Origin of the sequence: Qipengyuania benthica (assembly GCF_030717865.1) — a bacterium.
GTDB classification, from domain to species: Bacteria; Pseudomonadota; Alphaproteobacteria; order Sphingomonadales; family Sphingomonadaceae; genus Qipengyuania; species Qipengyuania benthica.
Genome location: NZ_JAVAIL010000004.1, coordinates 106,137 through 128,733, shown reverse-complemented (window position 1 = coordinate 128,733; position 22,597 = coordinate 106,137). Strand labels below are relative to the sequence as shown.

Sequence of the window (22,597 nt, the reverse complement as noted above, 5' to 3'; positions counted from 1 at the left end):
CTTGCTGCCGCGCCGGCCAAGGACAGACTATCAGTATGTCCCGGAAGGGACGCAGGGCAGCACCCGATCTTACAGTACCGCGTGGTGCGGGTCCCCCGGGAAACCGGCAAGCGGATTTCCATGTTGCTGCCAGACTCGTCATTTCAGACGCGGAGATCGGCGAGCTTGCACGCGATTGGAGAGGGCGTTCTGGTAAGGATCGGCCCGCTGCGACGTCTCTTTGATGACGCGCCAATGCGCGTGCCTGCTGCAGATACGAGCAGTGACGAAAGACGTGACGAAGACGGTGTCGCAATTCGGACGCGGGTCGATCGGCGGACGACTTTCGGAATGTGCTGGGGCCGTGCCGCTGCCGTCGGTTGAAACATCGCAGGACAAAGCGTGAGTTGGCCGAGGCCGCGGTCATTGAATTTGTTTGCTGGAATAGGAAACTTCGAATGAAGCGAACCATTGCTGCTCTGTCGGCGCACGAGATTCTTGACTCGCGCGGTTGGCCCACGGTCAAGGTGACAGTCCGTCTGGAGGGCGGTATCACCGCAAGCGCGTCGGTGCCCTCGGGAGCATCGACTGGCCAGTTCGAGGCCCACGAACTTCGCGACGGCGATGCGGCGCGGTATGCCGGTCGCGGGGTCCTGAAGGCGGTCGCAAATGTTGAACGCGAAATCGCGGGCGCCCTCATCGGTCTGGATGTTGTCCTGCAGCCGGAAATTGATCGGTTGATGTGTGAACTCGACGGAACCGAGAACAAGGCGCGGCTCGGCGCAAACGCCGTTCTCGGTGTTTCGCTGGTGGTCGCTCGGGCCGCTGCTCAGGCGATGGAATTACCGCTCTACCAGTATCTCGGGGGTTCCACCGCCCGGCGTCTCCCGGTCCCCATGATGAACATTATCAATGGCGGCAAGCATGCCGCCAATGGGCTCCAGATGCAGGAGTTCATGATCGTACCGCATGGTGCCCCGACATACGGCGAAGCGCTGCGCTATGGTTCGGAAACCTATCATGTCCTGAGGGGGCTTCTGGAAGAGAAAGGCCTGGGTGCGGGGGTCGGTGATGAAGGCGGGTTCGCGCCCCATCTGAAAGACGAGCGTCAAGCGCTCGAGCTGATCGTCCGCGCAATTGAGGTGGCAGGCTATGAACCAGGCCGTCAAATTGCCATCGCGCTGGATCCCGCAGCGACCTCCTTCGTCAAGGACGGCGGTTATGTCCTGCCCGGGCTCGGCGGAGCGCATATGACCAGTGACGAACTTCTGGCTGTCTACACTGACTGGATTGCCGCATTTCCGATCGTGTCGATCGAGGATGGTTTCGGCGAACAGGACTGGCCCGCCTTTGTAAAGCAGACCCTGGCGATGGGAGACCGCATCCAGATCGTCGGCGATGACCTGTATGTTACCAATTCGCGTTTCATCCAGCGGGGCATTGATGACAAAGCCACGAACGCTGCTTTGATCAAGCCCAACCAGATCGGCACGGTTACCGAAACGGTGGCGGCGATCGAACTGTGTCGGCGAGCTGGACTGCGCTACAAATTCTCCCATCGATCCGGCGAGACAGAAGACGACTTTATCGCAGATTTTGCCGTCGCGATGACCGGTGGTCAGTTCAAGGGCGGAGCGCCGTGTCGAGGTGAACGTCTCGCCAAGTACAATCGCTTGCTGGAAATCGAGCACCAACTCGGCGGCGAAGCCATTTTCTCATCGCCATTTGTCGCATGAGAGCCGCCAGGCGTCTGGATTGCCATTACTGCGCCCTGATGATGGCCGCGAAGCTCGATCGCGCTGGGGCTCAGACACCATCCCGTTTAGGCAGCGGCGAGGACTTCGACCACGTCAGATGCTCGTAGACGTTTGCCCAATAAAGGCCAAATGCGCCGCCAAATAGCAACTCTTTAACTGGTATGCCGGCAGGCAGTATCCCTGACAAAGCGGGCAGATTCCAGACCTGTTCGATATAGGTAGGCGTCGTGATCCGAAGACCGACGATAAAGATTGCGTAGAACACAAGAAAGAGAATGCCGCCGATAAACGTCTTGGCGAGGAGATCCGGGCGGCACCAAACGGCGGCCCCAGTACCGGCCGCCATTGCAATGACCGCAGGATAGATTGGATTCCACCCAAGAGCCATGAGCGGAAAGAAAAATAGCACCGGCGTGGCCAGTGCAAGGCGGTGCAGACGGTGCCGGTGATGGGACTCGACGGGCATCGTCTCGTGCCGGCTCATCAGATTGTAGAGCACAACGCCAATGCCGCCGATGCTGAAAGAGAAAATGATACTCTCGAGGTCAAAACCGGTTTTTGGGCGAGATCGAATAGGCTGGGCGGATGCCAATATTCAGGGACGAATAGCGGCTCGGTCAAGCCGAGTGGCGCCGTGCCAAGTGCGGCCCGCACCATTACCTTCCGGTGCACGGGGAACGCAAGGTAGATCAGGGCAAAGGCCAAGAGGAATGCCAGCGACCACATCAACCAGACGAAATCATTGGACAGGTTCATCCTCGTTCCCTGACATTCTCGGGCACGCAGGCAAATCCTTGTCGCTCAGAGGCGGTGATGCGGTCATGCGTTAGCGGTATCGCGTTCGGGCGATGTGCGCTGTGAACCGCAGCACCGTCAATCGGCCTTCGCAACACAGCCTTTCGCAGACGACAAGACCGAGTCTCGGATCGGACAAAAATGTTCGCCGATGATCTCGGAGACTTGCGCACACCGGTGCCGGAGTTGCCCATGCCAATGACACGGTGTTTTTGCGTAATGTGCCTTCAAGATTTTAGTTTCCGTGGTCCACGGGACTGACTTGCGGCGGTTTACGGCGCGATAAGACCCTGTTCGAGCGCAGCGCTGTCGTAGAGGAATACGGTGTTGGGATCCGGCAAGCCGAAATCGGTGTGCGGCGCTTCCCCGAATCGGCTCAACAGATCGCTGATGAGCGAAAGCCGGGTGTGGTGTTTGTCGTCGGCCCGCACCACCGTCCATGGTGCGGCAACGCTGTGTGTACGGGCAAGCATTTCGTTGCGAGCCGCGCTGTAGGCATCCCAGCGTTTAATTGCTTGGTCATCCACTGGACTGAGTTTCCACTGCTTCAGCGGATCTTTCCGGCGAGCAACCAGACGCCTTTTTGTTCCACCTTCGAAATATCGAGATAATATTTGACTAACGTGACGCCGCAATGCGCGAGAAGCTGCTCAAACAGCGGCACGGCCGCCATGAATTCCTCACATTCCGCGTCCGTGCTATAGTTCATCACCTTCTCGACGCCTGCGCGATTGTACCAGCTACGATTGAACACAACCATCTCGCCCTCAGCCGGAAGATGGTTTGCCCAGCGCTGGAAATACCAGGACCGGCGATCATGGTCCGATGGTGCACCAAGGGCCACCACGCGGGTGTCTCGAGGACTCAGATGCTTGACAATGCGCTTGATCGTGCCGTCCTTGCCGGCGGCATCGCGCCCTTCCAGAATGATCAGCAGCTTGCGGCCATCGGCGATCACCTGGCGTTGCAACGCGCTGAGCGCGATCTGAAGCGCATGGAGTTTCTCGGCGTAGCCGGGCGCAGATCTTTCCTGCTTGTTCTTGCTCATATCGATCTGACAATCTCTACTAGGGCTTCGTCCTGGGCCGTTTTAGAATGGGCGGCGCGGTCGCCTTTTGGGCAGATTTGGATCACCAGACCGCGAGCGCGACAACCTGGGAATAAAACCCGGGACGCGTGCCATGTAGGCGCGATAGTCCTGGCCGAAAGCGGCGAGCGCCTCGCGCTCTTCGCTCCGGGCGAGCCGCACATACATGACAACCAGGACCGGGAACATCGCCAGCGTCAGGACAGTCGGCCATTGGAACAGGAAGCCGAGCATGACGAGGATGAAGCCGTCATATTGCGGATGCCGGACGTAGGAATAGAGACCTTCAGTGGCGAGCTTCTCTTGCTTCTGGGCCCGGTAAAGCCGTGCCCAACCGCTCGATATCATCCAGAAGCCACCGCCGATCAGGATGAAGCTCAGGATATGGAAGGGCCCGAAATGAGGGTTGGCTTGCCATCCGAACAACTCCTCGAGCAGATGGCCGGCGTCATGCGAGAACCAGTCCACTTGCGGATAGTTGCTCTGGAGCCAGCCCGAGAGGAGGTAGATGGTCAGCGGAAAGCCGTACATTTCTGCAAAAAGTGCGACGAGAAAAGCACTGAAAGCGCTGAATGATCGCCAATCGCGCTTGGTTTGCGGTTTGAAGAAGCTGAACGCGAAGAAAATGAAGATCGCGGAGTTGAGGATCACCAGACCCCAAAGCCCATAGGCGGCGGATGCGTCGCTATGCATGGCAGGTTTCTGCGGAGTTATCGGCGACGGGCGCTGGAATCAGCGACCTTGTGTCCGCTGTGGCGATCGCGGAGCGGACTCGCGCCGTTGTTGCTGGCGCGCTGATCATCATCACCGCCTTGGCCGCCATGACCTCCGTGTCCACCGTGTCCACCATGCATAAACATGTGGAGCAGCGGGCAGGCCAGCAAAAGCAGAGCCCAGGGAAGAATGCCAAGCGCGTGAACCCTATGCTCGGCAAGCAGGAAATACCCCGCAATCGCTGCGAAACCGAGGAAGACGATCGGCATCCGCCATCCCCGTCTGTCGGACGCGTGCTTGTGACCTTGCCTCATATCTTGCTCCCACCTTCAGCCTAAGGACGGTCGCCACCAATGAAAGGAGGCCACCTCAGCATCATGGACGCGCGGCGGCTCTCCAGATTACAGTCGCTCGGCAGAATAGCACTTGACCCTTTTATCGAGTACCGAGCTGGGGGAAGGCGCTAAAAGTTCCAACGAACACGCTCCATTTTTGCTCGAGAAGCAGCGCGTCAGGACGAGATGAAGGTTTTCGCTAACGTGAGAGTATGTGAGCCGGCAGATGACGTTCGTTCATCGGACCTGTATGCTCGGTTCTATTTTGGCGTAAGAAAGAGAAGCTATGATTCGTTTGGTCATCATGGGCGCGGCCCTCATCTTTGCATCGAATGCGGCGCATGCTCGGCAAACCGGAACGCCGAATGAGGCTATCATGGGTGTTTGGGCAAACCCGTCCGGAAGTGTTCGTGTCCGGATCGAGGAGTGCGGCACGAAGCTTTGCGGCGTCGTTGTTTATGCGAACGAGAAAGCGAAGGCCGACGCAGCGAAGGCCGGAACCGACGTGCTCATAGGCATCAATCTCTTCCGCGAGTTCGATCGGTCCGGCCGGAACGAATGGCGCGGAAAAGTTCTGGTTCCCGATCTCGACAGAACGGTCGGCGGGGAGTTGAAACCGATCAGTGCCGACACCCTCCAGGTTCATGGATGTATGTTCGGGCATGTGGGGTGCAAGAACCAGAAATGGACGCGGGTTTCAAACTGATGTGTGCTGCCGGGAGCGTTGCAACCGCAGAAAGCACGTTGAACACGATCGTCCCTTTGACCTCTGCCGTTTGCATTCCGGAGCAGGAAAGTGAAGAGGCAAGCTGGCTCCCTGCATCACGACAAAGGGATCGTCGCCGCCTTCTCTCCGTGCATTGTGATTGGTCACCGATGGGTACGCCATATGACTCCTACATGGCTGATCTGTCGGTCACTTATTGACTTTAGCGGGCAAATTGATCTTTAAAGCGAACATCCACGACACTGCCGCGAACCGAGACGACCACGTTCGCCAATCGCCATGCAGTGCTCATGGCGTCGTGCCAGATGTACTTGCCAGCTGACCCTGGCGTCCGGACGGCCGACAACTCTGCAAGGTTCGAGGGGCGGAAAATGGGCAGGGGGAGGGCTCCGCCCCTCGAACGGCGCCTGCGCGCTGCTGTTTGTTGCCATTATCGCGCGCAGGAACGATCGAAATCAAGGATGCGCGCAGCAACAGCGAGGGGCATCTCCCGACGGCTTGGTTTTGGTTGGCGCTTCTCGCGGCACCTTGCCTTGCTCTCGACCGGATCGTGGCTTGTCGCGGCAGCAATCCGATTTGTGGGAATGGCTTTCGGCGTGTCCCGAGCTGGACTGCATGTGAGAATCTCCGTCTGCAAAGTCGTTTTGGTCAACTGCAGCGCGCTTGGGGCTGCTGCTGTGGCTATCCTTGTTTGCTTTTAACGTTCTTCAATCTGCGATTCTTACACTTGGGATCTGATTTCTTGGCCTGCATCGCCTCAAGGGACCTGCAATGGCCGGATCGAGCATATCGGTCCTTTTCCGGCCTTCCGGTGCTGAGCCCGAACGCCTGACATGCATCATTGCTTGGTCCGATCATGTCATGGCGGGCAGCTGCGCACGGGGCCCGGGAGATCACCGACATTCTCCCCATACGCCGACTTGCCCTGGACGGAGGCGATTGATGGTCTGGGAACCTTCCTTCATTCCATGGCTCTGTAAGATTTCGAATTCCGGCGCGTCTTTGATGGCGTAGTTGCCTCCTATTGGGGCAAGCAGCGCATGACAGTGTCCAAGCGATCGGAGAACGAGATGCAGTACGACGCGAGCGGCAACATCTTTACCATAATTGTCATCCTGTTCATTGCGCTGGCAGTTTTCGCAGGCTCGATCCGCATTTTGCGGGAGTATGAGCGCGCGGTGATATTCACGCTCGGTCGTTTTACTGGGGTCAAAGGCCCCGGGCTGATCTTTATTTTTCCGTTTGTACAGACCATTGCACGCGTTGATTTGCGTACGATCGTTCTTGACGTGCCGACCCAGGACCTGATCTCGCGCGACAACGTCTCCATTCACGTGAACGCGGTGATCTACTTCCGCGTGATCGATCCGGAGCGTGCGATCATTCAGGTGGAGCAATTCGATTACGCAATCAGCCAGCTAGCGCAGACCACGCTTCGCTCGGTGCTCGGCAAGCACGAACTCGACGAAATGCTCTCCGAGCGGGACAAGCTCAACAAGGACATCCAGGAAATTCTCGATGCACAAACCGACGCGTGGGGAATCAAGGTCGCCAATGTCGAAATCAAGCATGTCGATATTCAGGAAAGCATGATCCGTGCGATCGGCCAGCAGGCTGAGGCCGAGCGCGAGCGCCGGGCCAGGGTCATCAATGCCGAAGGCGAGCAACAGGCGGCGCAAAAGCTGCTGGAAGCGGCGGAAACTCTTTCCGCACGTCCTGAAGCCATGCAGCTGCGCTATCTGGGTGCTTTGGGCACAATTGCCGGAGATAAGAGCTCGACCATTGTTTTCCCGTTCCCCATTGAATTTGGAGGATTGTTCGAGACTCTAGCCAAGCAAAAGGATGCGCCTGGGGCGGCAACGCGTAACCCATAGCAAGCCGATGCAGTCATGCACCGTGCCCGGAAGTGAAAAAGAGGAAGGTGCCTTCACTATGAGATACAGATCGTTCTGGCGCCAAGCGCTTGCTACGCTGGGCCTAGCAGGAATGCTCTTCGCTCCGGTCACAGCCAACGCGGGTGTAATCGATGGTTCTCAGAGCGCGGGCGGTCTCACGGCGTATCTAGGCGTGGTGCCGGCGGCAGTGGTGAAGGGTCATCCAACCGGCCATCCCGAGGCGGAGATGCATGGCGGCCCGCCGGCAAGCTCTCACAGCATGCACATCACGGCCGCTGTCTTCGAAAAGGCTTCAGGGGCGAGAATCAAGGACGCGAATGTCACCGCGCATATCCTCGAGCCTGGTGGAATACAACGATCGGTTCGCCTGCAACCGATGACTGTCGCGGGCGCGCTGACTTTCGGCGGGTACACAACCTTTGCCCGGGGCATTAATTACCGGATCGGAATTGTCGTGGACCGCCCGCCGCACATGCTGCCGTCGCAATCGAAGCAGACTCCGCACGCGATGCATCGCAAGCCGTCTGTGACGGTGCATTTCACCTATACCCATGATTGAAGCATGTCGCGCGGCAACCCGGACGGTTGACAGGTGCGTTCCAGCGACGACGGAGGCCTTCCTCTTCCATGGCGCTCTTGTCGTCTAAAGCGCGGGTCTGCATAGCGACAGCAAACTGTAATTCACCGGAGGCTCAAACGTCTTCAGAGGGCGGCGGCAGAAATTCGGCACCGTCAGCGGTCCGGCGCAGGAGGACTTCAGAATGGCAGACCCACTCAAAACTCTAGATCAGCACCCCTTACGGTCCCGCGCGGGGGCGCCCGCCCAAATCTACGATTCGGGGCTGCGATCCTATATGCTCGGCGTCTACAATTATATGGCCAGCGGATTGCTGCTCACCGGCTTGGTCGCGCTATTCGTGGCCAGCACGGACAGTGTACGCGCACTGTTCTTTGCTGCAACCGGAGCGCCGACAGGATTGGGCTGGGTCGCTGTATTCGCGCCTCTGGCGCTGGTGCTTGCCCTGAGCTTTGGCATCAATCGGTTTTCCGAAAGGACGGTCAAGGCGATGTTCTGGAGCTACGCGGCACTCATGGGCGTGTCGCTCGCTACCATTTTTCTTGCTTACACTGGGGTCAGCATCGCCCGCACCTTCTTCGTGGCGGCATCGGCCTTTGCCGCGTTGAGCTTGTGGGGCTATACGACCAAGCGCGATTTGTCCGCGTGGGGATCGTTCCTGATCATGGGCGTGTTCGGACTGATCATCGCCATGCTCGTCAACATGTTTCTGAAATCCTCGGTGATGGACATGATCGTGAGCGGCATTGGAGTTCTGCTGTTTGCCGGGCTCACGGCCTATGACACCCAGAAGATCAGGAACATCTATTCTGAGGTTAAGGGCAGCGATTTCCGCGGCAAGGCTATCGTAATGGGTGCACTGACGCTGTATCTCGATTTCATCAACCTGTTCCTGTTTCTGCTCCGCTTCATGGGTGAGCGCCGATGACCATACCCGCTGGCAGCTCCAACGGGCGCGGTAATGCACCTTTTCCGGTTCCTCCGGCCGAAGGTCCTGGCGGTCGCGAGCACGGCGTATTCAAACGGAGTGCAAGGCGCGACAGCTGCTGCCGGACGGAAGTGGCACGCAAAAAAGCAGCCCACGCCCGGATGAACGGAGGCAGTGCATGCACGACCCGGTGTTGATGGCGCGAATCATTGGCGGTGCCGGCTTCGTTGCTGCGCTCGACCAGTCCGGCGGTTCGACGCCAACTGCGCTGACAAACTATGGCATCAGCGCTCACGATTATTCCGGTGAAGAAGAGATGTTCGCCCTCATCCATCAGATGCGGAGCCGGCTCATTACCGCTCCGTCGTTCGATGGCCGCAAGATCCTGGGTGCGATCCTATTCGAGAAAACGATGGAGGGCGAGGTGGACGGCACGCCCGTGCCGGACTTGCTCCGGCAGCGTGGCATCGTGCCCTTCGTCAAGATCGATAAGGGTCTGGAAGACGAGAATGACGGTGTTCGGCTCATGAAGCCGATCCGGGGTCTCGAGACCTTGCTTGGCCGCGCAAAGGCCAAGGGCGTTTTCGGTACGAAAATGCGCTCGCTGATCAACGAGGCGTCCACCGGAGCCATTGGCGCTATTGTCGATCAACAATTCGACATCGCAAATCGCATTCTGGATAAGGGCCTGATGCCAATCGTCGAGCCGGAGGTGAACCTGAAAAGCAAGTCGCGCGCCGAATGCGACGCGATACTCCTTGGCGCACTGACGAAGGCACTCGATAAACAGCCAATTGGTCGCCGGGTGATGCTCAAGCTTTCCATGCCAGCAGCGCCAGACCTATTTGCGCCGCTTGTGGGACATCCCAGCTGTGCGCGGGTGTTGGCGCTTTCAGGCGGGTATTCGCAGGAAGAGGCTTGTGATGAGCTGGCGAAAAATCATGCGCTTGTGGCAAGCTTCAGCCGTGCGCTCCTGCAGGATCTGCGCGCCGGGATGGATGACGAGGATTTCGATCGCGTGCTCGCCGAAGCCATTGAGCGGATTTACCGCGCGTCGACCGTGAAGACGGCCAACAACCCGGCGTGAATTTTTCGAGAGCTGCCAGCGTGGGCTGCATTCGCCTGTTCCCGCTTACGTTCCGTTCGACCTGGCTTGCGCCTTCCAGCACATATCGCAAACCGGGTCGCCGCGGGAGAGAGTCTGTCGCCGCTCATAATGGCCTCGATGGCCGTCATTCGCGATCATGTCGGCACCGGGCCAGTCATACTGGCACCAGCTTTCGTAAAAGGCTTCGAGATCGCCGCGGTCGCCCGTTTCCGCGACAAGCTTGCGGACGAATGTCTGCGGAGGACAATGGGTAAAATGAGTGATCATGTCGTCACCCTCCCGGCGCGCCTCGACCGTATAACCTGGCGCGCCAGGCGCGTTGAACGGAAAGCGCAGCAGCAGTGAGATCGTACCGCGTAGACGTCGGCCAGGATCGCGCGTAATCAGACGGAGGGGAAGTGAATTCAATCTGAGTAGCAGCGCATAGACGTCCCACCCGATATCGGCGACGGCGCTTCGCGCCGATGCTCTGGAAAGCCCTGCGTTGAGCAAGGCCCGATAGGCCGCGGCGGTATAGATGGCGAGTTCCACCATGAGGCGATTGCTCACACTCGGAAGTTGGCCGAGATCCGCCAAGAGACGCAGCCTGCGAGCCTGCGGTTCCAGGCTCTCGAGGAACAGATCAATCTCATCCGACAACCAGCGGAGCGTGGCGCCATCCACCTGCTCGAGCGTTCGCGTCTCGAGCACCTTGCGTGCGGAGCGGGAGAGGCGCCAGCGGACCAGACGACGGACAGGGTGCCAGAAGATATTTACCTCCTTATGGCTCGCTTCTGAGATCGAGCGATCGCAGTCTCAGTGCGTTGCCGATGACCGATACCGAAGACAGACTCATCGCGGCGGCTGCGATCATTGGGCTCAGCAATATGCCAAACCAGGGGAACAGCACGCCAGCGGCAATCGGCACGCCGAGCGAATTGTAGGCGAAGGCGAAGAACAGATTCTGCCGGATATTGCGCATGGTTGCACTCGAAAGCCGGTGCGCCTGGGCCAGGCCTTCGAGATCTCCGCGCACAAGGGTCATGCCGGCGCTTTCAATCGCGACATCGGTGCCGGTTCCCATCGCCACCCCAACATCGGCCGCGGCAAGCGCAGGCGCATCGTTGATCCCGTCGCCCGCCATTGCGACAGTCTTGCCTGCCGCCTTCAATTCACCGACGATGCGGTTCTTGTCCGCAGGCGAGACATCGGCATGGACCTCGTCGATCCCCACTTCGTTCGCCACGGCGCGCGCGGTTGCCTCGCTGTCGCCGGTCAGCATGACCACCCGAATACCGGCTGCGTGGAGACGGCCGATGGCGCGCGCGCTGGTCGGTTTGATCGGATCGGCAACGCCAATCAGCCCGGCCGGCTTACCGTCGATTGCAACGAACATCACCGTCCGCCCCTTCGCGCGCGCGGTTTCGGCGGCGTCGGCCATGATCGCGTCATAGGCACCGACCCGGCGCATCATCTTTGCGTTGCCGATCGCGACGCGCCGGTCGCCGACTCTTGCCTCGATACCTTCGCCCGTCACGGAGGAAAAATCGCTCGCCGCCGCGAACTTGTGGCCGCGCGCGCGAGCGCCCTTGACGATCGCCTCGGCGAGCGGGTGTTCACTGCCGATTTCGGCGGCGCCCACCAGGCGCAGCATCTCCGATTCATCGATGCCCTGTGCAGGTTCGACCATGACCAGCTCCGGTCGGCCTTCGGTCAGTGTCCCGGTTTTGTCGACGACGATGGTGTCGACCTTCTCGAAGGTCTCGAGCGCCTCGGCGTTCTTCACCAGGATACCGTTTTGCGCACCCTTGCCGGTCCCGGTCATGATCGACATTGGCGTGGCGAGGCCCAGGGCGCAGGGGCAGGCAATGATGAGTACGGCTACGGCATTGACCAGGCCATACGCGAACGCCGGTTCCGGCCCCCAGACCGCCCAGGCAGCGAAGGTAAGTATGGCGATGCCGATTACCACGGGCACGAACCAGCCCGCGACAAGATCGGCCAGACGCTGGATCGGCGCGCGGCTGCGCTGCGCCTCAGCCACCATCTGCACGATCTTGGACAGCATCGTGTCCTTGCCCACGCGTTCCGCAGTCATGACAAAGCCGCCGGTCTGGTTGACCGTACCCCCCGTCACCTCGTCGCCGATTGACTTTTTCACCGGTAGCGGCTCGCCGCTGATCATCGATTCATCGACGCTGCTCGAGCCTTCAAGAATACGGCCGTCGACGGCGATCTTGTCGCCGGGGCGGACGCGCAGGCGGTCGCCCGTCGCGACCTGATCGAGAGCGACCTCACGCTCCGAGCCGTCGGGCATGAGTTTTAGCGCGGTCGGCGGAGCGAGTTCGAGCAGCGCGCGCAGAGCGCTCGATGTTGCGCCCCGTGCCTTGAGTTCGAGCACCTGCCCGAGCAGGACGAGCGTGGCGATGACCGCCGCCGCTTCGAAATAGACCGCCACCCGGCCATCGGCATCGTGAAAGCCGGGCGGGAAGATGTGCGGCGCAATCGTTCCCACGACGCTGAACGCATAGGCGATGGCGACGCCGAGCCCGATCAGCGTGAACATGTTGAGGTTCATCGTCCGGACCGATTGCAGACCGCGCGTAAAGAATGGCCACGCGCCCCAGAGCACGACAGGTGTGGCCAGCGCCAGCTGTATCCATTGCGCCAAGGCCGGTTCGACAAGCTGTGAAAACGGCTGTCCCGGGATCAGATCGCCCATCGCGTAGATGAACAACGGGATAGTGAAGAGCAGACTTATCCAGAAGCGCCGGCTCATGTCGATGAGCTCCGGATCGGGGCCGTCATCGAGGCTGAAGGTTTCCGGTTCGAGCGCCATGCCGCAGATCGGGCACGAGCCTGGTCCTTGCTGCCGGATTTCCGGGTGCATCGGGCAGGTGTATATCGTGCCCTCGGGCAGGTCCTCGACCGCCTGCAGATGCGCCCCGCTCAGATACATTTCGGGATCGGTCACGAATTTCTGCTGGCAGTGCGCGGAGCAGAAGTAATGCCGCGCACCATCGTGCTCGGCGCTGTGCTTGGCTCCGGCAATCGTAACGCTCATGCCGCAAACCGGATCAATCGCTACGCCTTCGGTCGGCAGCGCGCCGCTGGCAGAGTCGCAGCAGGTCTTGTGATCAGTCATTTGCAACTCCGAACCAACGCCTTGTGAGGCGGTGCAGGGGGACGAGGAGGGCCGCCGCCCAAAAACCGTAGATGAGGGACCAAAACAGACCCGCGAGAACACCGCCGAGTGTCAGCCATTCGAAACCGGGGAGCCAGGGCGACCAGGCGCGGTGCATTTCGAACCCGGAAGGCAGGGCCAAACCGTAAAGGATACAGGCGATAAGACTGATCATCAGGAACAGGCTCAAAGCCGTGCCCCAGACCAGGATCGCGCGGGGAATGGACAATTGCGTCATGATCGGCTCCTTGCTTCCGGCCGGGCAAATTCGGCGTGCTTCCCGGTTTGTGCCGCTCCGATGGACAGGATAGTGCTTCGACACCATTCTCCGATAGCCGACAGGCGGACATTTGTAAACTTTACCCCGGTAGGGTAAGGAAGGGCGGTGCATTTGGTACGATACGCCCTGAGGCGACGAGGGATCGAGAGATGAAGTTCACCAAGGAAATCGCTCGTCTGCGGCGGGTCGAGGGCCAGGCGAGGGGTGTGATCCGCATGTTGGAAGAAGAGCGGTACTGCGTCGATATCATGCATCAAATCGCTGCGATGGAAGCCGCCTTGCGGGCAACGAGAGCCAAGGTTCTCGCCATTCATGCCCAGGACTGTGTTCAGGAAGCGATCGAGAGCGGCGACAAGGAAACGCAGCGCGCCAAATTCGCCGAACTCGCTGCGCTTTTTGGAAAGGCGGGTCGCTGAGGGCAAAATGCCGGTTGTCATAGCGTTCTGCTTTCCCAGGGCCTCTCCATTTGGGTCCTTGGACAAGGCTTTGAAGGAGTCCTGAGTTGCCTGTGGGGTCATCGCTGTCTCTCCAGCGAGGCCATCGATAGGAACGCGCCGATATAGGCAAGCGTCGATTCCGCGCCCGCGTTGGCATTCATCCGGTCCTCGTGAAGGCCATCATGACACAGACCCTTTTCTGGTTCCACGAGCGCGCGGCCAAGATCATTTCGTCCGAAAAACCATGCCATCGCGATATCCGCGCGCTCGCGCCAGAGGGCGGTGTCGGCACCTGAACTGGCGGCTGCGAGGCACCCATCGACCATGGCATGGGCTTCGATGGGCTGTTGATCGAACCTGCACGGCAATTGGTGTCTGCGTCCAAAATTGTGCGTACCGACCGGGTGAAAAACCTGTCCATCGTACTGCCAGTCCCAGAGTGCCTGCAGGGCCGATAGTCCGGCTTCCCGCAGGTCAGCCATGCCCAGCACCGTACCGGCCGTAATCGCGGCCTCGGCCACGCGTCCATTGTCGTAGGCCAGCCCGTCTTCGAACCACGGCCAGGCAGGTTGCACGGCGTCCCGCCATCGCTGCAGCAATGCATGCGCCAGTTGCTCGCGCAGCTGCTCCGCTTGCCTCCAGGGAGAGCTGTTGCGCAGCAATATGTCCAGACCCGTCAGGACCAGGCTCCACGAACGCGGCGAGGCGAGCTCGTGGAGGCGCGGCAGAACCGCTTCGAAAAGATCGCGTCCCCAGACCCGCATCCAGTCCTGAGGGGGCATCGCAATCATGACGCACAAGGCATGAACAGCGCGAGCGCAAGCATCCTCAGCCGCTTCCTCGTCCAGCCAGCGCCGATCATACGTCATGAAGTTCCTGAAATATCGTGCCTGCCGGTCGAAAGCATGATCGAGAAACGCGGCATAAGCGGCGAGAGCGTGTTGCTCTGCGGCGCTTAGCGTGCGCAGGTGGGCCAGACGGCACATTACCGTTACCGCTCGCGCGTTGTCATCGAGACAGTAGCCGTGAGAACGGTCGACGAAATGATGCCGGGCGTGTTGGGCCAGACCCGTATCGTCGGTCAGCGCCAGCAAGTGGACGGTGATCGCCAGGTCGATCATCTTCTGCCATCCTTCACGGCCGCAAGCTGAAGCCCGCGCACGCTCGCTGCGTTGCCCGGGTGATCCCGACGACGAGACGAGGCGCTGGTCGTCATCGGCATTTGAGTCGTCCACGATAAGCCTGGATTGTGAGCAATCGATTCGGGTTAAACATGTTAAAGCTTCCTGTAGCGTGGCACTCTGTTGCAGAAGTTTGAGGTAGGCGATCCTCAGCGAGAATATTCGTATTGGAAAGCTCGATGGATGATGATCCTGCCACTTCGGCGGCTGCCGGCGACGATGCCTTGAGGCCGATGGACGAAGTCGTCCGACGGGCGCTGGTGGACAGTCATCAGGACATTCTCAAATTCCTGAATCGGCGTCTTCACAGTTCCCACGAAGCGGAGGAGGTTCTGCAGCGCTTCATGCTCAAGGCGATCGAGCGCGCGGGAGACCTTCGCGAGGCAAAGTCGGTCAAAGGTTGGCTTTCGCGCGTTCTGGCAACGACGATTGCCGATTTCCAGCGGACTGTCATCCGACGGCGCAGCAAGGAGATCGGTGTCGATCCGCATGAGCTTGCCGAGAGCAGCCATGCGCACACGCAACCGGAGGTGGATCTTGACCAGACAGTGTGCAATTGCCTTTACCGGCTCCTGCCGACATTGAAACCTGTCTATGCGGAGGTCATCTGGCGCGCCGATTTGCTCGAAGAGCCGCGGGACGAGATCGCGAAAAGTCTCGACACGACGGTCAACAATGTGACCGTCAGATTGCACCGCGCACGTCGTGCGCTGAAGACCCGACTCCTGCAGATGTGCCGCACGTGCATCGAGCATGGCTTTCTCGACTGTGAATGTGCCCATGCAGAGTCCTCGCTTCGAGCCAATGTGGAAGGGTCCTCGGCTGATTAGAGACGGCAGATATCTGTCAGGTCTCGAGCGGTTCTCCGGGGCGTAGTGGCAAGTGGACTGTCCGGGACATTGGTTGACAATACCTGCCCGGGCCGGAGCAGGAATGTTTTCGCTCACTTGAAACGAACAAGCAGCTGGCATGTTGTCGGGACGACGGCAGCCGCTCATGGGAAGACGACACCGAATCTCGATAAATCTCCTGCATACCGACTGTCTGACCCATCACCACGGTCGCTGCTTCGTGGCGGGTGTTCTGTCCGCATCACTACGAAGGGCTTTCGTTGACGCGTTGACGACCCGCCGACGAGGATTCCGGCCGGGCTGTTTCATTGCGCCACGCCTTTAGCGCTGCGGCGATTTGTGGGACGACACTGATTGCGTTGGATGGATGCGCAATGGTGTCGGTACTGACGATCCGGCCGGTGCCCGCCGCCTGCAGTTTCCCAAAGGCATCGCCAGCCAGGATCGGATGGACGACGATCGCGATCGGCGCTGCGGCAGCTGCTTCCCGAAGAATGTGCACCGCTTCGATCATGGTGCGCGCGCTCGAGGCGATGTCATCAATGATCACCGGTGTAAGGTTGGATAAATCGGGCAGATTGGCGGCGGAAATACTGACGTCATAGTCGCCCCTGCGCTCCTTGCGGAGAACTGCGTAGCGAGCGCCGGCAAGGCCGGCGATCTCTTCGACCCACTGACCGCTTTCCTCGTCGGGACCGACAAGGACCGGATTGGGAACTTCCTGGCGTATCCACCCGGCGATTGCGGGCGCGGCCTGAACCGCAATGGCCGGAATGGAATAAACTGCGCCGAGGTCCGAGTGACGATGAAGGTGCGGATCGACGGTGATGAGCGCATCAAACGTGCGCGAGAGTAGGCGCGCGAAAGTGACCGAAGTTACGGCTTCGCCTTCATTGAAGGCCTTGTCCTGGCGCATATAGGCCAGATAGGGCGCAACGAGGCCAACGCGGCGCGCGCCCATTTCGCGTGCCTTGTCGGCCGCGAACAAGAGGGCCAAGGCCTTGGTATCGGGCCGATCGAGCGTGCACAGCAGAACGACGTCTCGCTCACGGACGGAGGACAACAGGCGCACATAGCTCTCGCCGTCCGGAAACTGGCGCCAGACGATTTCTCCAAGCTCCATGCCGGTCTCGGCACACAAGTGAGCCGCCATGTCGGGCGAGGCGCTGAGCGAGAACAGGACCGGATTCATAGGCTTGCCAATCGGATGGCGTCGGGATTGGCGGCGGCGAAGGCCAGCGCGTAGTCCAGTTCGCCGCGGCTCTCCGCGTGAACGGTGAAGATCGGCTCTCCCCGCGCTACTGTCGCACCCAGCTTCACATGCAGCGATATACCTGCCGATTTGGATCGCGGTGCACCCGCCAACTTGGCAACACGCGCCAGCGTCCGATTGTCGAATGCCGCCACCCTGGCACTGCGAGGTGCGCTGATCGTATATCGCAGCGGTGCGGTGGACGGTTCGGAAAAGCCCCCTTGAGCTTCGCAAATCGCCATGAACTTGTCGAGCGCCCGGCCGTCGTCGAGGATCGCGCTCGCCTGCGCACGCCCCCGCCCGGGCGGTCCGCCGGCGAGGTCGAGTATTCTGCCTGACAGATCAATCGACCGCTCGCGCAGGTCCGCCGGAGCATCGGGAGCTCTGCGAAGGACGGCGAGAACATCGTGCGCCTCGAGCGCTGGCCCGATGCCCGACCCCACCGGCTGTGTTCCGTCGGTCAACACCGGGGTCACCGAGAGATGGAATTCCGCCGCGACCGCGACCAGATGCGCGCTGAGCCTGGCTGCTTCAGCTGGTGAGCGCACTTTGGCAGTTGCGCCCACGGGTAGATCGAGCAGGACATGCGTCGCCCCGGCCGCGAGCTTCTTGGACAGGATGGACGCGACAAGTTGGACTTCACTATCCACATCGAGCGCGCGCTCGACTCCGATCAGGATGTCGTCAGCCGGGCTCAGGCGCACATTGCCGCCCCAGACGACACATCCGCCCTCACGCTCGACCACGCGCCGCATCGCTGCCAGATCGAGATTGACTGGCGCCATCACTTCCATCGCATCGGCCGTCCCTGCCGGCGAGGTGATGGCGCGGGAAGAGGTTTTGGGCATGGTGAAGCCGGCAGCGGTGACAATCGCCACAATGAGCGGAGTGGTGCGGTTGGCCGGGAGCCCGCCGACGCAGTGTTTGTCCAAAACCAGTTCATCGGGCCAGTCGAGCCGGTCACCCGCTTCGAGCATGGCACGTGTCAACGCCGCAGTTTCTCTCACGTCGAGCGGCTGCCCGGCAAAGGCGGTCACAAATGCGGCGAGTTCCACGTCGGAATAGCGGCCGGTGGCGATATCCGCGACGATCCGCGCAAGCCGGTCCTGCTCGAGACGATGGCCGTAGATCTTGGCGCGCACATCGCTCATCGAAGCGAGTGGCTGCGGATGACGCACTTCAATGACATCGCCATCGCCAGCGTGAAGCTGGCGCCAAAGAGCGTTCGGCAATCCGACCTCGTCGGGGTCGAGCAGGCCGTTTGTCGTGAAAAAGAGCGTTGCGAGTGCGCGGCGGCCTCCCGCATGGACTTCCACGCGCGTCCGCGTCGCGAACCCTTCCGAACGGGCGACTGGACAGTCTGCGTGCATGAACACGATCGCTTCGCCGCCGGTCTCGATGCCGAGGCGTCGGACGCGCAGGCCATGAGGCGCCACTGGCTGGTCGGTAAGCATCTGAGGCCCGCTCGCCCTCACGCGAGAACCACGCGCTCGCCGTGTTCGGGCACCCGCGCCTCCCACCCAAGCCGTTCGGTGATGCAACGGCGAAACATATCGGAGGCCTCCGGCTCACCGTGAGTCACGAATGTCTGGATCGGCGGATCCTCGAAGCCGCCAAGCCATCGCAGGAGTTCGCCCTGGTCGGCATGGGCAGACAGCATGTCGAGAGTGGCAACCTCTGCGCGCACAGGAATGAACTCTCCGTGGATCTTCAGTTCGCTGGCACCATCGCGCAGGGCTGCGCCCCGTGTCCCGCCAGCCTGGAAACCGGCCAGGAGGATCGAGTTGCGGGGATCGGGGGCATAAGCTTTGAGATGATGCAATATCCTTCCGCCCGTCGCCATCCCGCTGGCCGCGACAATGATTTTGGGCATGGGGTCGCGATTGAGGCGCTTTGAGTCCTCGACGTCACGGACGTATTCGGCAATGCCGCAGGCCTCCCGACACTGCTCTTCTGTTAGGCGGTGCTCTCCAACATGGTCGCAGAAGATCGAACTTGCGTTGACCGCCATCGGGCTGTTGAGGAAGATCGGTACAGGACCAAACCGTCCGCGGCGACGCAGCTGGCTCAGATGAAACAGCAGCGTCTGCGCGCGTCCGACAGCAAATGACGGGATGATGACGCTTCCACCGCGCCCGATGGTGCGGTTGATGACATCTTCCAACGCGGTTTCGGGGTCGGTCTCGTCATGGTGTCGGTTGCCATAGGTCGACTCGACGACGAGATAGTCTGCTCGCGGAACGCGCACCGGATCGATCATCGTTGCTGCGGAGTAGCGGCCGATATCGCCCGAAAAGACGATCCGCTTCCCGTTGCAGTTCAGCTCGATGCTGGCCGCCCCGAGAATATGCCCCATTGGCCGGAAGATCGCGCTGCAGCCTTCGGCAACCCTCGTTGGTTCGTCGAAGCCGGTCGGAGCGAAGGAGGCAAGCGCCGCCTTGGCATCGCGTTCGGTATAGAGTGGAAGAGCCGGCGTGTGTTTGCTGAACCCGCGCTTGTTGGCATAGCGCGCGTCCGCTTCCATGAGATAGCCGCTGTCCGGGAGCAGGAGCTCGCACAGCTTGAAGGTCGCGTGCGTGCTGATCACGGGGCCACGGAAACCGTCGCGGACAAGCGCCGGAATGAAACCCGAATGATCAAGATGAGCATGCGTGAGGAGAACGGCATCGATATCGGCCGGCGCTACCGGGAGCGGTTGGCGATTGCGCAGGCGTAGCTGCTTGAAACCTTGGAACAGGCCGCAGTCGACAAGGATTTTGCAGTCGCCGGTCTCGACGAGATATTTCGATCCGGTGACCGTACCGGCACCGCCCAGAAAAGTAAGTTGCAAGGTCATTGGCGCCTTCCTCGGGTGTGGAGCGGCACACCGCGCCGCTTGATGGATACAGACGCGCTCGCTCGACTGTTATTACAACGCGACTGCCCCGCGTTGATTTCTCTGCCGCATTTGTTCGTGCCTGTCCGGGCGTTGTCGGCTGCTCAATCGCTGGAATGATCCCGCTTCGACAGGGGGGGCAATGCGCCAGCGGTATGCTGCGGGTAGCACAGCATCACGCAGGAATCGGGCTCGCCGTGGAGCTCCGATCGCTTTCTCCGGACTCCGCTACGCTGCTGCCGATACCTTCCATTCGCGTCCTTTTGAGGAGCAGTGCATTCACGGCCACGAGCGCGGAGCTCCCCGACATGGCGATGGCGGCGATCGCCGGGCTGATGATCAGCGGGTAGAGGACGCCCGCTGCGACCGGAAAGGCAATGACATTGTAAGCGACAGCCCAGAACAGGTTCTGGTGCATCTTGCGCAAGGTTGCTTTCGAAAGAACGATGGCGCCGACCACGTCATAAGGATCGCTGCGCATAAGTACGACATCGGCACTTTCCATAGCGACATCGGTGCCGGCCCCGATCGCAAAACCCACATCGGCCTGGGTCAGCGCCGGCGCGTCGTTAATTCCGTCTCCAACCATGCCCACGCGCTTGCCCTGCGCCTGCAACTCCTTGACTTTATCGGCCTTCTGTCCGGGCAGGACGTCGGCGAGCACGGTGCCGATGCCCAGCTGTGCCGCCACGCGCTTTGCCGTGCCCTCATTGTCGCCGGTCAGCATTGCCACTTCGACCCCGCGCTTGCGCAGCGCCGCGACCGCCGCAACAGCGGTGGGGCGCGGGGCGTCGGCGATGGCGATCAGACCGACCAGATCGCCCTTGTGCGCGACGTGAACGACCGTTCGTCCGGCACCCTTCAGCTCGTCCGCCGCTTCGGACAAGGCGCCTAGTGGGACGTTCTCCTCGTCCATCAGTCGGCGATTGCCGAGCAGCACCGTGCTGCCACCGACCAGCGCCTCTGCGCCCATGCCTTCCCGGTTGTGAAAGTCGCGGACGTCGTCGAGCGCGAGATCTCCTGCGCGGTCAAGGATGGCGAGTGCGAGCGGATGTTCCGAACCACGCTCGACCGCGGCGGCGAGCCGCAAAACATCCTCGTCGGACCGGCCTTCCGCAGCGACGATGTCGACCACATGCGGCTGCCCCATCGTTAGCGTGCCGGTCTTGTCGAACACGATGACGTCGAGTTTGGTCGCATCCTCGAGCGCGCCGGCATTCTTGAACAGGATACCGTTGGTCGCGCCGAGCCCGGTCCCGACCATGACCGCCATCGGGGTCGCGAGTCCCAGAGCATCCGGGCAAGCAATGACGAAGACGGTTATCGTCAGCGTGACGGCGAACAGCAATGGCGCGCCGAGCCACCAGAACCATGTCGCAAAGGTCGCCAGTCCGATAAGGATCGCGATCAAGACCAACCACTGCGACGCGCGGTCGGCAAGCAGCTGCGCCGGGGCCTTGGAATTCTGCGCTTCCTGGACGAGCTTGACGATTTGGGCCAGCGCGGTGTCGGCACCAACCTTGGTTGCCTTGTACCGGAAGCTGCCGCTCTTGTTGATCGATGCGCCGATGACTTCGTCGCCGACCGCCTTGTTGACCGGCATCGACTCGCCGGTAAGCATCGATTCATCGATCAGCGAGGTTCCTTCGACGATTTCCCCGTCGACGGGGATCTTGTTGCCAGGCTTGATGATGATCGTCTCGCCCACCTGGACTTCGGAGGTGGCGATCTCCACTTCGCGGCCTTCGCGAATGACGGTCGCCATCGGCGGCGCGAGATCGAGCAGTGCGCGAATCGCCTGCGACGCCCCGGCGCGCGCGCGCATTTCGAGCCAGTGGCCGAGCAGGATGAAGACCAGCAGGACCGCGACTGCCTCGTAGAACTGCACACCGGGAAAGAGGAAGGTCGAGCCGACGCTGAAGAGATAGCCTGTTCCAACCGACAGCACGACAAGCACCGCCATATTGAGGATCCCGTTGCGCAGCGCGCGCCAGGCGGCGACGAAGAACGGCCAGCTGGGATAGATGACCGCAGCGCTCGCGAGGAAGAACAGCCACAGATCGAGGCCCAACCCGAAAGGCGGAGCAGGCGGCGTGAACATGCCGCCCATTGGCGAATAGACGAAGATCGGAATGGTAAAGAGGAGAGCCACCCAGAACCGGTTGCGCATGTCGCGGACCATCGCTTGCATGTCGGCACCAGCGCCGTGTCCCATCTCGTGCGCCATGGCATCCTGCGCGTGCGCCTTGCTGGCAGCCGCAACTCTTTCGTGGCCGGCATGAGCGGATGGTACCGGGTCGGGGCCTGGCTTGCAGACATGTCGGGGATGGACCGCGCCGCGGCAGCGGAAGCCGCAAGAGAGCACGGTCTGGCGCAGCTTTTCCTCGCTCGTCAAACCCCCGTCAAAATCAATCGTAACGCTTCCCGAAGCCGGATTGGCGACAGCGCGACTGACGCCGTCCTCGGCTTCCAGTTGTTTCTCTACGCCGAGATGATCGAGTTCCTCGAAGAGGCCGCCGACCTCAAGCGTCACATTTGCCAAACCAACCTCCAGAAGATTTTTCGTTCTCTCGTCCGGCAGCGTGCACTGCGGATTCGTTGCTCGCTTGGCAAAGACGCTTGAACACCGACGGAATTACACCGTGAGTTCGGATTC

Annotated in this window: 21 protein-coding genes and 1 pseudogene; 10 read left to right on the top strand and 12 right to left on the bottom strand. The window is 60.7% G+C overall.

What is annotated here, in order from left to right; genetic code table 11:
• Positions 1–437: 437 nt before the first annotated feature.
• The gene (gene eno / locus Q9K01_RS12645; protein WP_066850941.1) at positions 438–1,715 is read left to right on the top strand and encodes a phosphopyruvate hydratase; all 1,278 of its coding nucleotides are present in this window, start codon (positions 438–440) and stop codon (positions 1,713–1,715) included.
• Between the two features lie 70 nt (positions 1,716–1,785).
• Here eno and Q9K01_RS12640 read toward each other — a convergent pair whose 3' ends face one another.
• The 4 genes and pseudogenes from Q9K01_RS12640 to Q9K01_RS12625 all read right to left on the bottom strand — a co-directional run bounded on the left by Q9K01_RS12640 (position 1,786) and on the right by Q9K01_RS12625 (position 4,311).
• A complete protein-coding gene (locus tag Q9K01_RS12640) occupies positions 1,786–2,220 on the bottom strand; it encodes a lycopene cyclase domain-containing protein (protein WP_305930552.1) in 435 nt (144 codons plus the stop codon).
• On the bottom strand, positions 2,220–2,492 hold the full coding sequence (locus Q9K01_RS12635; RefSeq protein WP_305930551.1) for a hypothetical protein: 273 nt from the start codon (positions 2,490–2,492) through the stop codon (positions 2,220–2,222). The genes Q9K01_RS12640 and Q9K01_RS12635 overlap by 1 nt, the downstream gene beginning before the upstream one ends.
• Before the next feature lie 311 nt (positions 2,493–2,803).
• Positions 2,804–3,579: pseudogene (gene ppk2 / locus Q9K01_RS12630) on the bottom strand (polyphosphate kinase 2).
• A 42-nt stretch (positions 3,580–3,621) separates the two neighbouring features.
• A complete protein-coding gene (locus tag Q9K01_RS12625) occupies positions 3,622–4,311 on the bottom strand; it encodes a methyltransferase family protein (RefSeq protein ID WP_305930550.1) in 690 nt (229 codons plus the stop codon).
• On the opposite strand from Q9K01_RS12625, the gene Q9K01_RS15515 reads away from it, so the two are divergent.
• The 6 genes from Q9K01_RS15515 (at position 4,296) to Q9K01_RS12595 (ending at position 9,881) form a co-directional block, all read left to right on the top strand.
• The gene (locus tag Q9K01_RS15515) at positions 4,296–4,670 is read left to right on the top strand and encodes a hypothetical protein (RefSeq protein WP_425322405.1); all 375 of its coding nucleotides are present in this window, start codon (positions 4,296–4,298) and stop codon (positions 4,668–4,670) included. The two genes, Q9K01_RS12625 and Q9K01_RS15515, sit on opposite strands and share 16 nt — an antisense overlap.
• 283 nt (positions 4,671–4,953) lie before the next feature.
• On the top strand, positions 4,954–5,373 hold the full coding sequence (locus Q9K01_RS12615) for a DUF2147 domain-containing protein (RefSeq protein WP_244982766.1): 420 nt from the start codon (positions 4,954–4,956) through the stop codon (positions 5,371–5,373).
• Positions 5,374–6,464: 1,091 nt separating this feature from the next.
• Positions 6,465–7,268 (top strand): slipin family protein, encoded by an 804-nt coding sequence (locus tag Q9K01_RS12610; protein WP_185885807.1) that lies wholly within the window; start codon positions 6,465–6,467, stop codon positions 7,266–7,268.
• Between the two features lie 112 nt (positions 7,269–7,380).
• Positions 7,381–7,848 (top strand): hypothetical protein, encoded by a 468-nt coding sequence (locus tag Q9K01_RS12605; protein WP_305930549.1) that lies wholly within the window; start codon positions 7,381–7,383, stop codon positions 7,846–7,848.
• 202 nt (positions 7,849–8,050) lie between these two features.
• A complete protein-coding gene (locus Q9K01_RS12600) occupies positions 8,051–8,794 on the top strand; it encodes a Bax inhibitor-1/YccA family protein (protein WP_185885809.1) in 744 nt (247 codons plus the stop codon).
• Between the two features lie 178 nt (positions 8,795–8,972).
• A complete protein-coding gene (locus Q9K01_RS12595; RefSeq protein ID WP_305930548.1) occupies positions 8,973–9,881 on the top strand; it encodes a fructose bisphosphate aldolase in 909 nt (302 codons plus the stop codon).
• Positions 9,882–9,926: 45 nt separating this feature from the next.
• Here Q9K01_RS12595 and Q9K01_RS12590 read toward each other — a convergent pair whose 3' ends face one another.
• From Q9K01_RS12590 to Q9K01_RS12580, 3 genes are all read right to left on the bottom strand, one after another.
• Positions 9,927–10,565, bottom strand: coding sequence for a hypothetical protein (locus Q9K01_RS12590; protein ID WP_305930547.1), 639 nt, complete (start codon positions 10,563–10,565; stop codon positions 9,927–9,929).
• A gap of 97 nt (positions 10,566–10,662) precedes the next feature.
• A complete protein-coding gene (locus Q9K01_RS12585) occupies positions 10,663–13,026 on the bottom strand; it encodes a heavy metal translocating P-type ATPase (RefSeq protein WP_179408467.1) in 2,364 nt (787 codons plus the stop codon).
• Positions 13,019–13,303: a hypothetical protein gene (locus tag Q9K01_RS12580; protein WP_185885812.1), complete on the bottom strand. Its 285-nt coding sequence runs from the start codon at positions 13,301–13,303 to the stop codon at positions 13,019–13,021. The genes Q9K01_RS12585 and Q9K01_RS12580 overlap by 8 nt, the downstream gene beginning before the upstream one ends.
• A gap of 191 nt (positions 13,304–13,494) precedes the next feature.
• Here Q9K01_RS12580 and Q9K01_RS12575 point away from each other — a divergent pair, with 191 nt between their 5' ends.
• Positions 13,495–13,761, top strand: a complete 267-nt coding sequence (locus Q9K01_RS12575) for a metal-sensitive transcriptional regulator (protein WP_179408465.1) — start codon at positions 13,495–13,497, stop codon at positions 13,759–13,761.
• Between the two features lie 98 nt (positions 13,762–13,859).
• Here the strand turns inward: Q9K01_RS12575 and Q9K01_RS12570 are convergent, their stop codons facing one another.
• The gene (locus Q9K01_RS12570; protein WP_179408464.1) at positions 13,860–14,903 is read right to left on the bottom strand and encodes a hypothetical protein; all 1,044 of its coding nucleotides are present in this window, start codon (positions 14,901–14,903) and stop codon (positions 13,860–13,862) included.
• A 239-nt stretch (positions 14,904–15,142) separates the two neighbouring features.
• On the opposite strand from Q9K01_RS12570, the gene Q9K01_RS12565 reads away from it, so the two are divergent.
• The gene (locus Q9K01_RS12565; protein ID WP_179408528.1) at positions 15,143–15,793 is read left to right on the top strand and encodes an RNA polymerase sigma factor; all 651 of its coding nucleotides are present in this window, start codon (positions 15,143–15,145) and stop codon (positions 15,791–15,793) included.
• A gap of 265 nt (positions 15,794–16,058) precedes the next feature.
• Here the strand turns inward: Q9K01_RS12565 and Q9K01_RS12560 are convergent, their stop codons facing one another.
• The 4 genes from Q9K01_RS12560 to Q9K01_RS12545 form a co-directional block, all read right to left on the bottom strand.
• A complete protein-coding gene (locus Q9K01_RS12560; protein WP_185885813.1) occupies positions 16,059–17,006 on the bottom strand; it encodes a ribose-phosphate pyrophosphokinase in 948 nt (315 codons plus the stop codon).
• Positions 17,003–18,520, bottom strand: a complete 1,518-nt coding sequence (locus tag Q9K01_RS12555) for a thymidine phosphorylase family protein (RefSeq protein WP_179408462.1) — start codon at positions 18,518–18,520, stop codon at positions 17,003–17,005. Before Q9K01_RS12555 ends, Q9K01_RS12560 begins: the two co-directional genes overlap by 4 nt.
• A gap of 17 nt (positions 18,521–18,537) precedes the next feature.
• Positions 18,538–19,902: an MBL fold metallo-hydrolase RNA specificity domain-containing protein gene (locus Q9K01_RS12550; RefSeq protein WP_185885814.1), complete on the bottom strand. Its 1,365-nt coding sequence runs from the start codon at positions 19,900–19,902 to the stop codon at positions 18,538–18,540.
• 214 nt (positions 19,903–20,116) lie between these two features.
• Positions 20,117–22,132, bottom strand: coding sequence for a copper-translocating P-type ATPase (locus Q9K01_RS12545; protein ID WP_305930546.1), 2,016 nt, complete (start codon positions 22,130–22,132; stop codon positions 20,117–20,119).
• Here Q9K01_RS12545 and Q9K01_RS12540 point away from each other — a divergent pair.
• The gene (locus Q9K01_RS12540) at positions 22,127–22,564 is read left to right on the top strand and encodes a hypothetical protein (RefSeq protein WP_305930545.1); all 438 of its coding nucleotides are present in this window, start codon (positions 22,127–22,129) and stop codon (positions 22,562–22,564) included. The two genes, Q9K01_RS12545 and Q9K01_RS12540, sit on opposite strands and share 6 nt — an antisense overlap.
• The last annotated feature ends 33 nt before the right edge of the window (positions 22,565–22,597 follow it).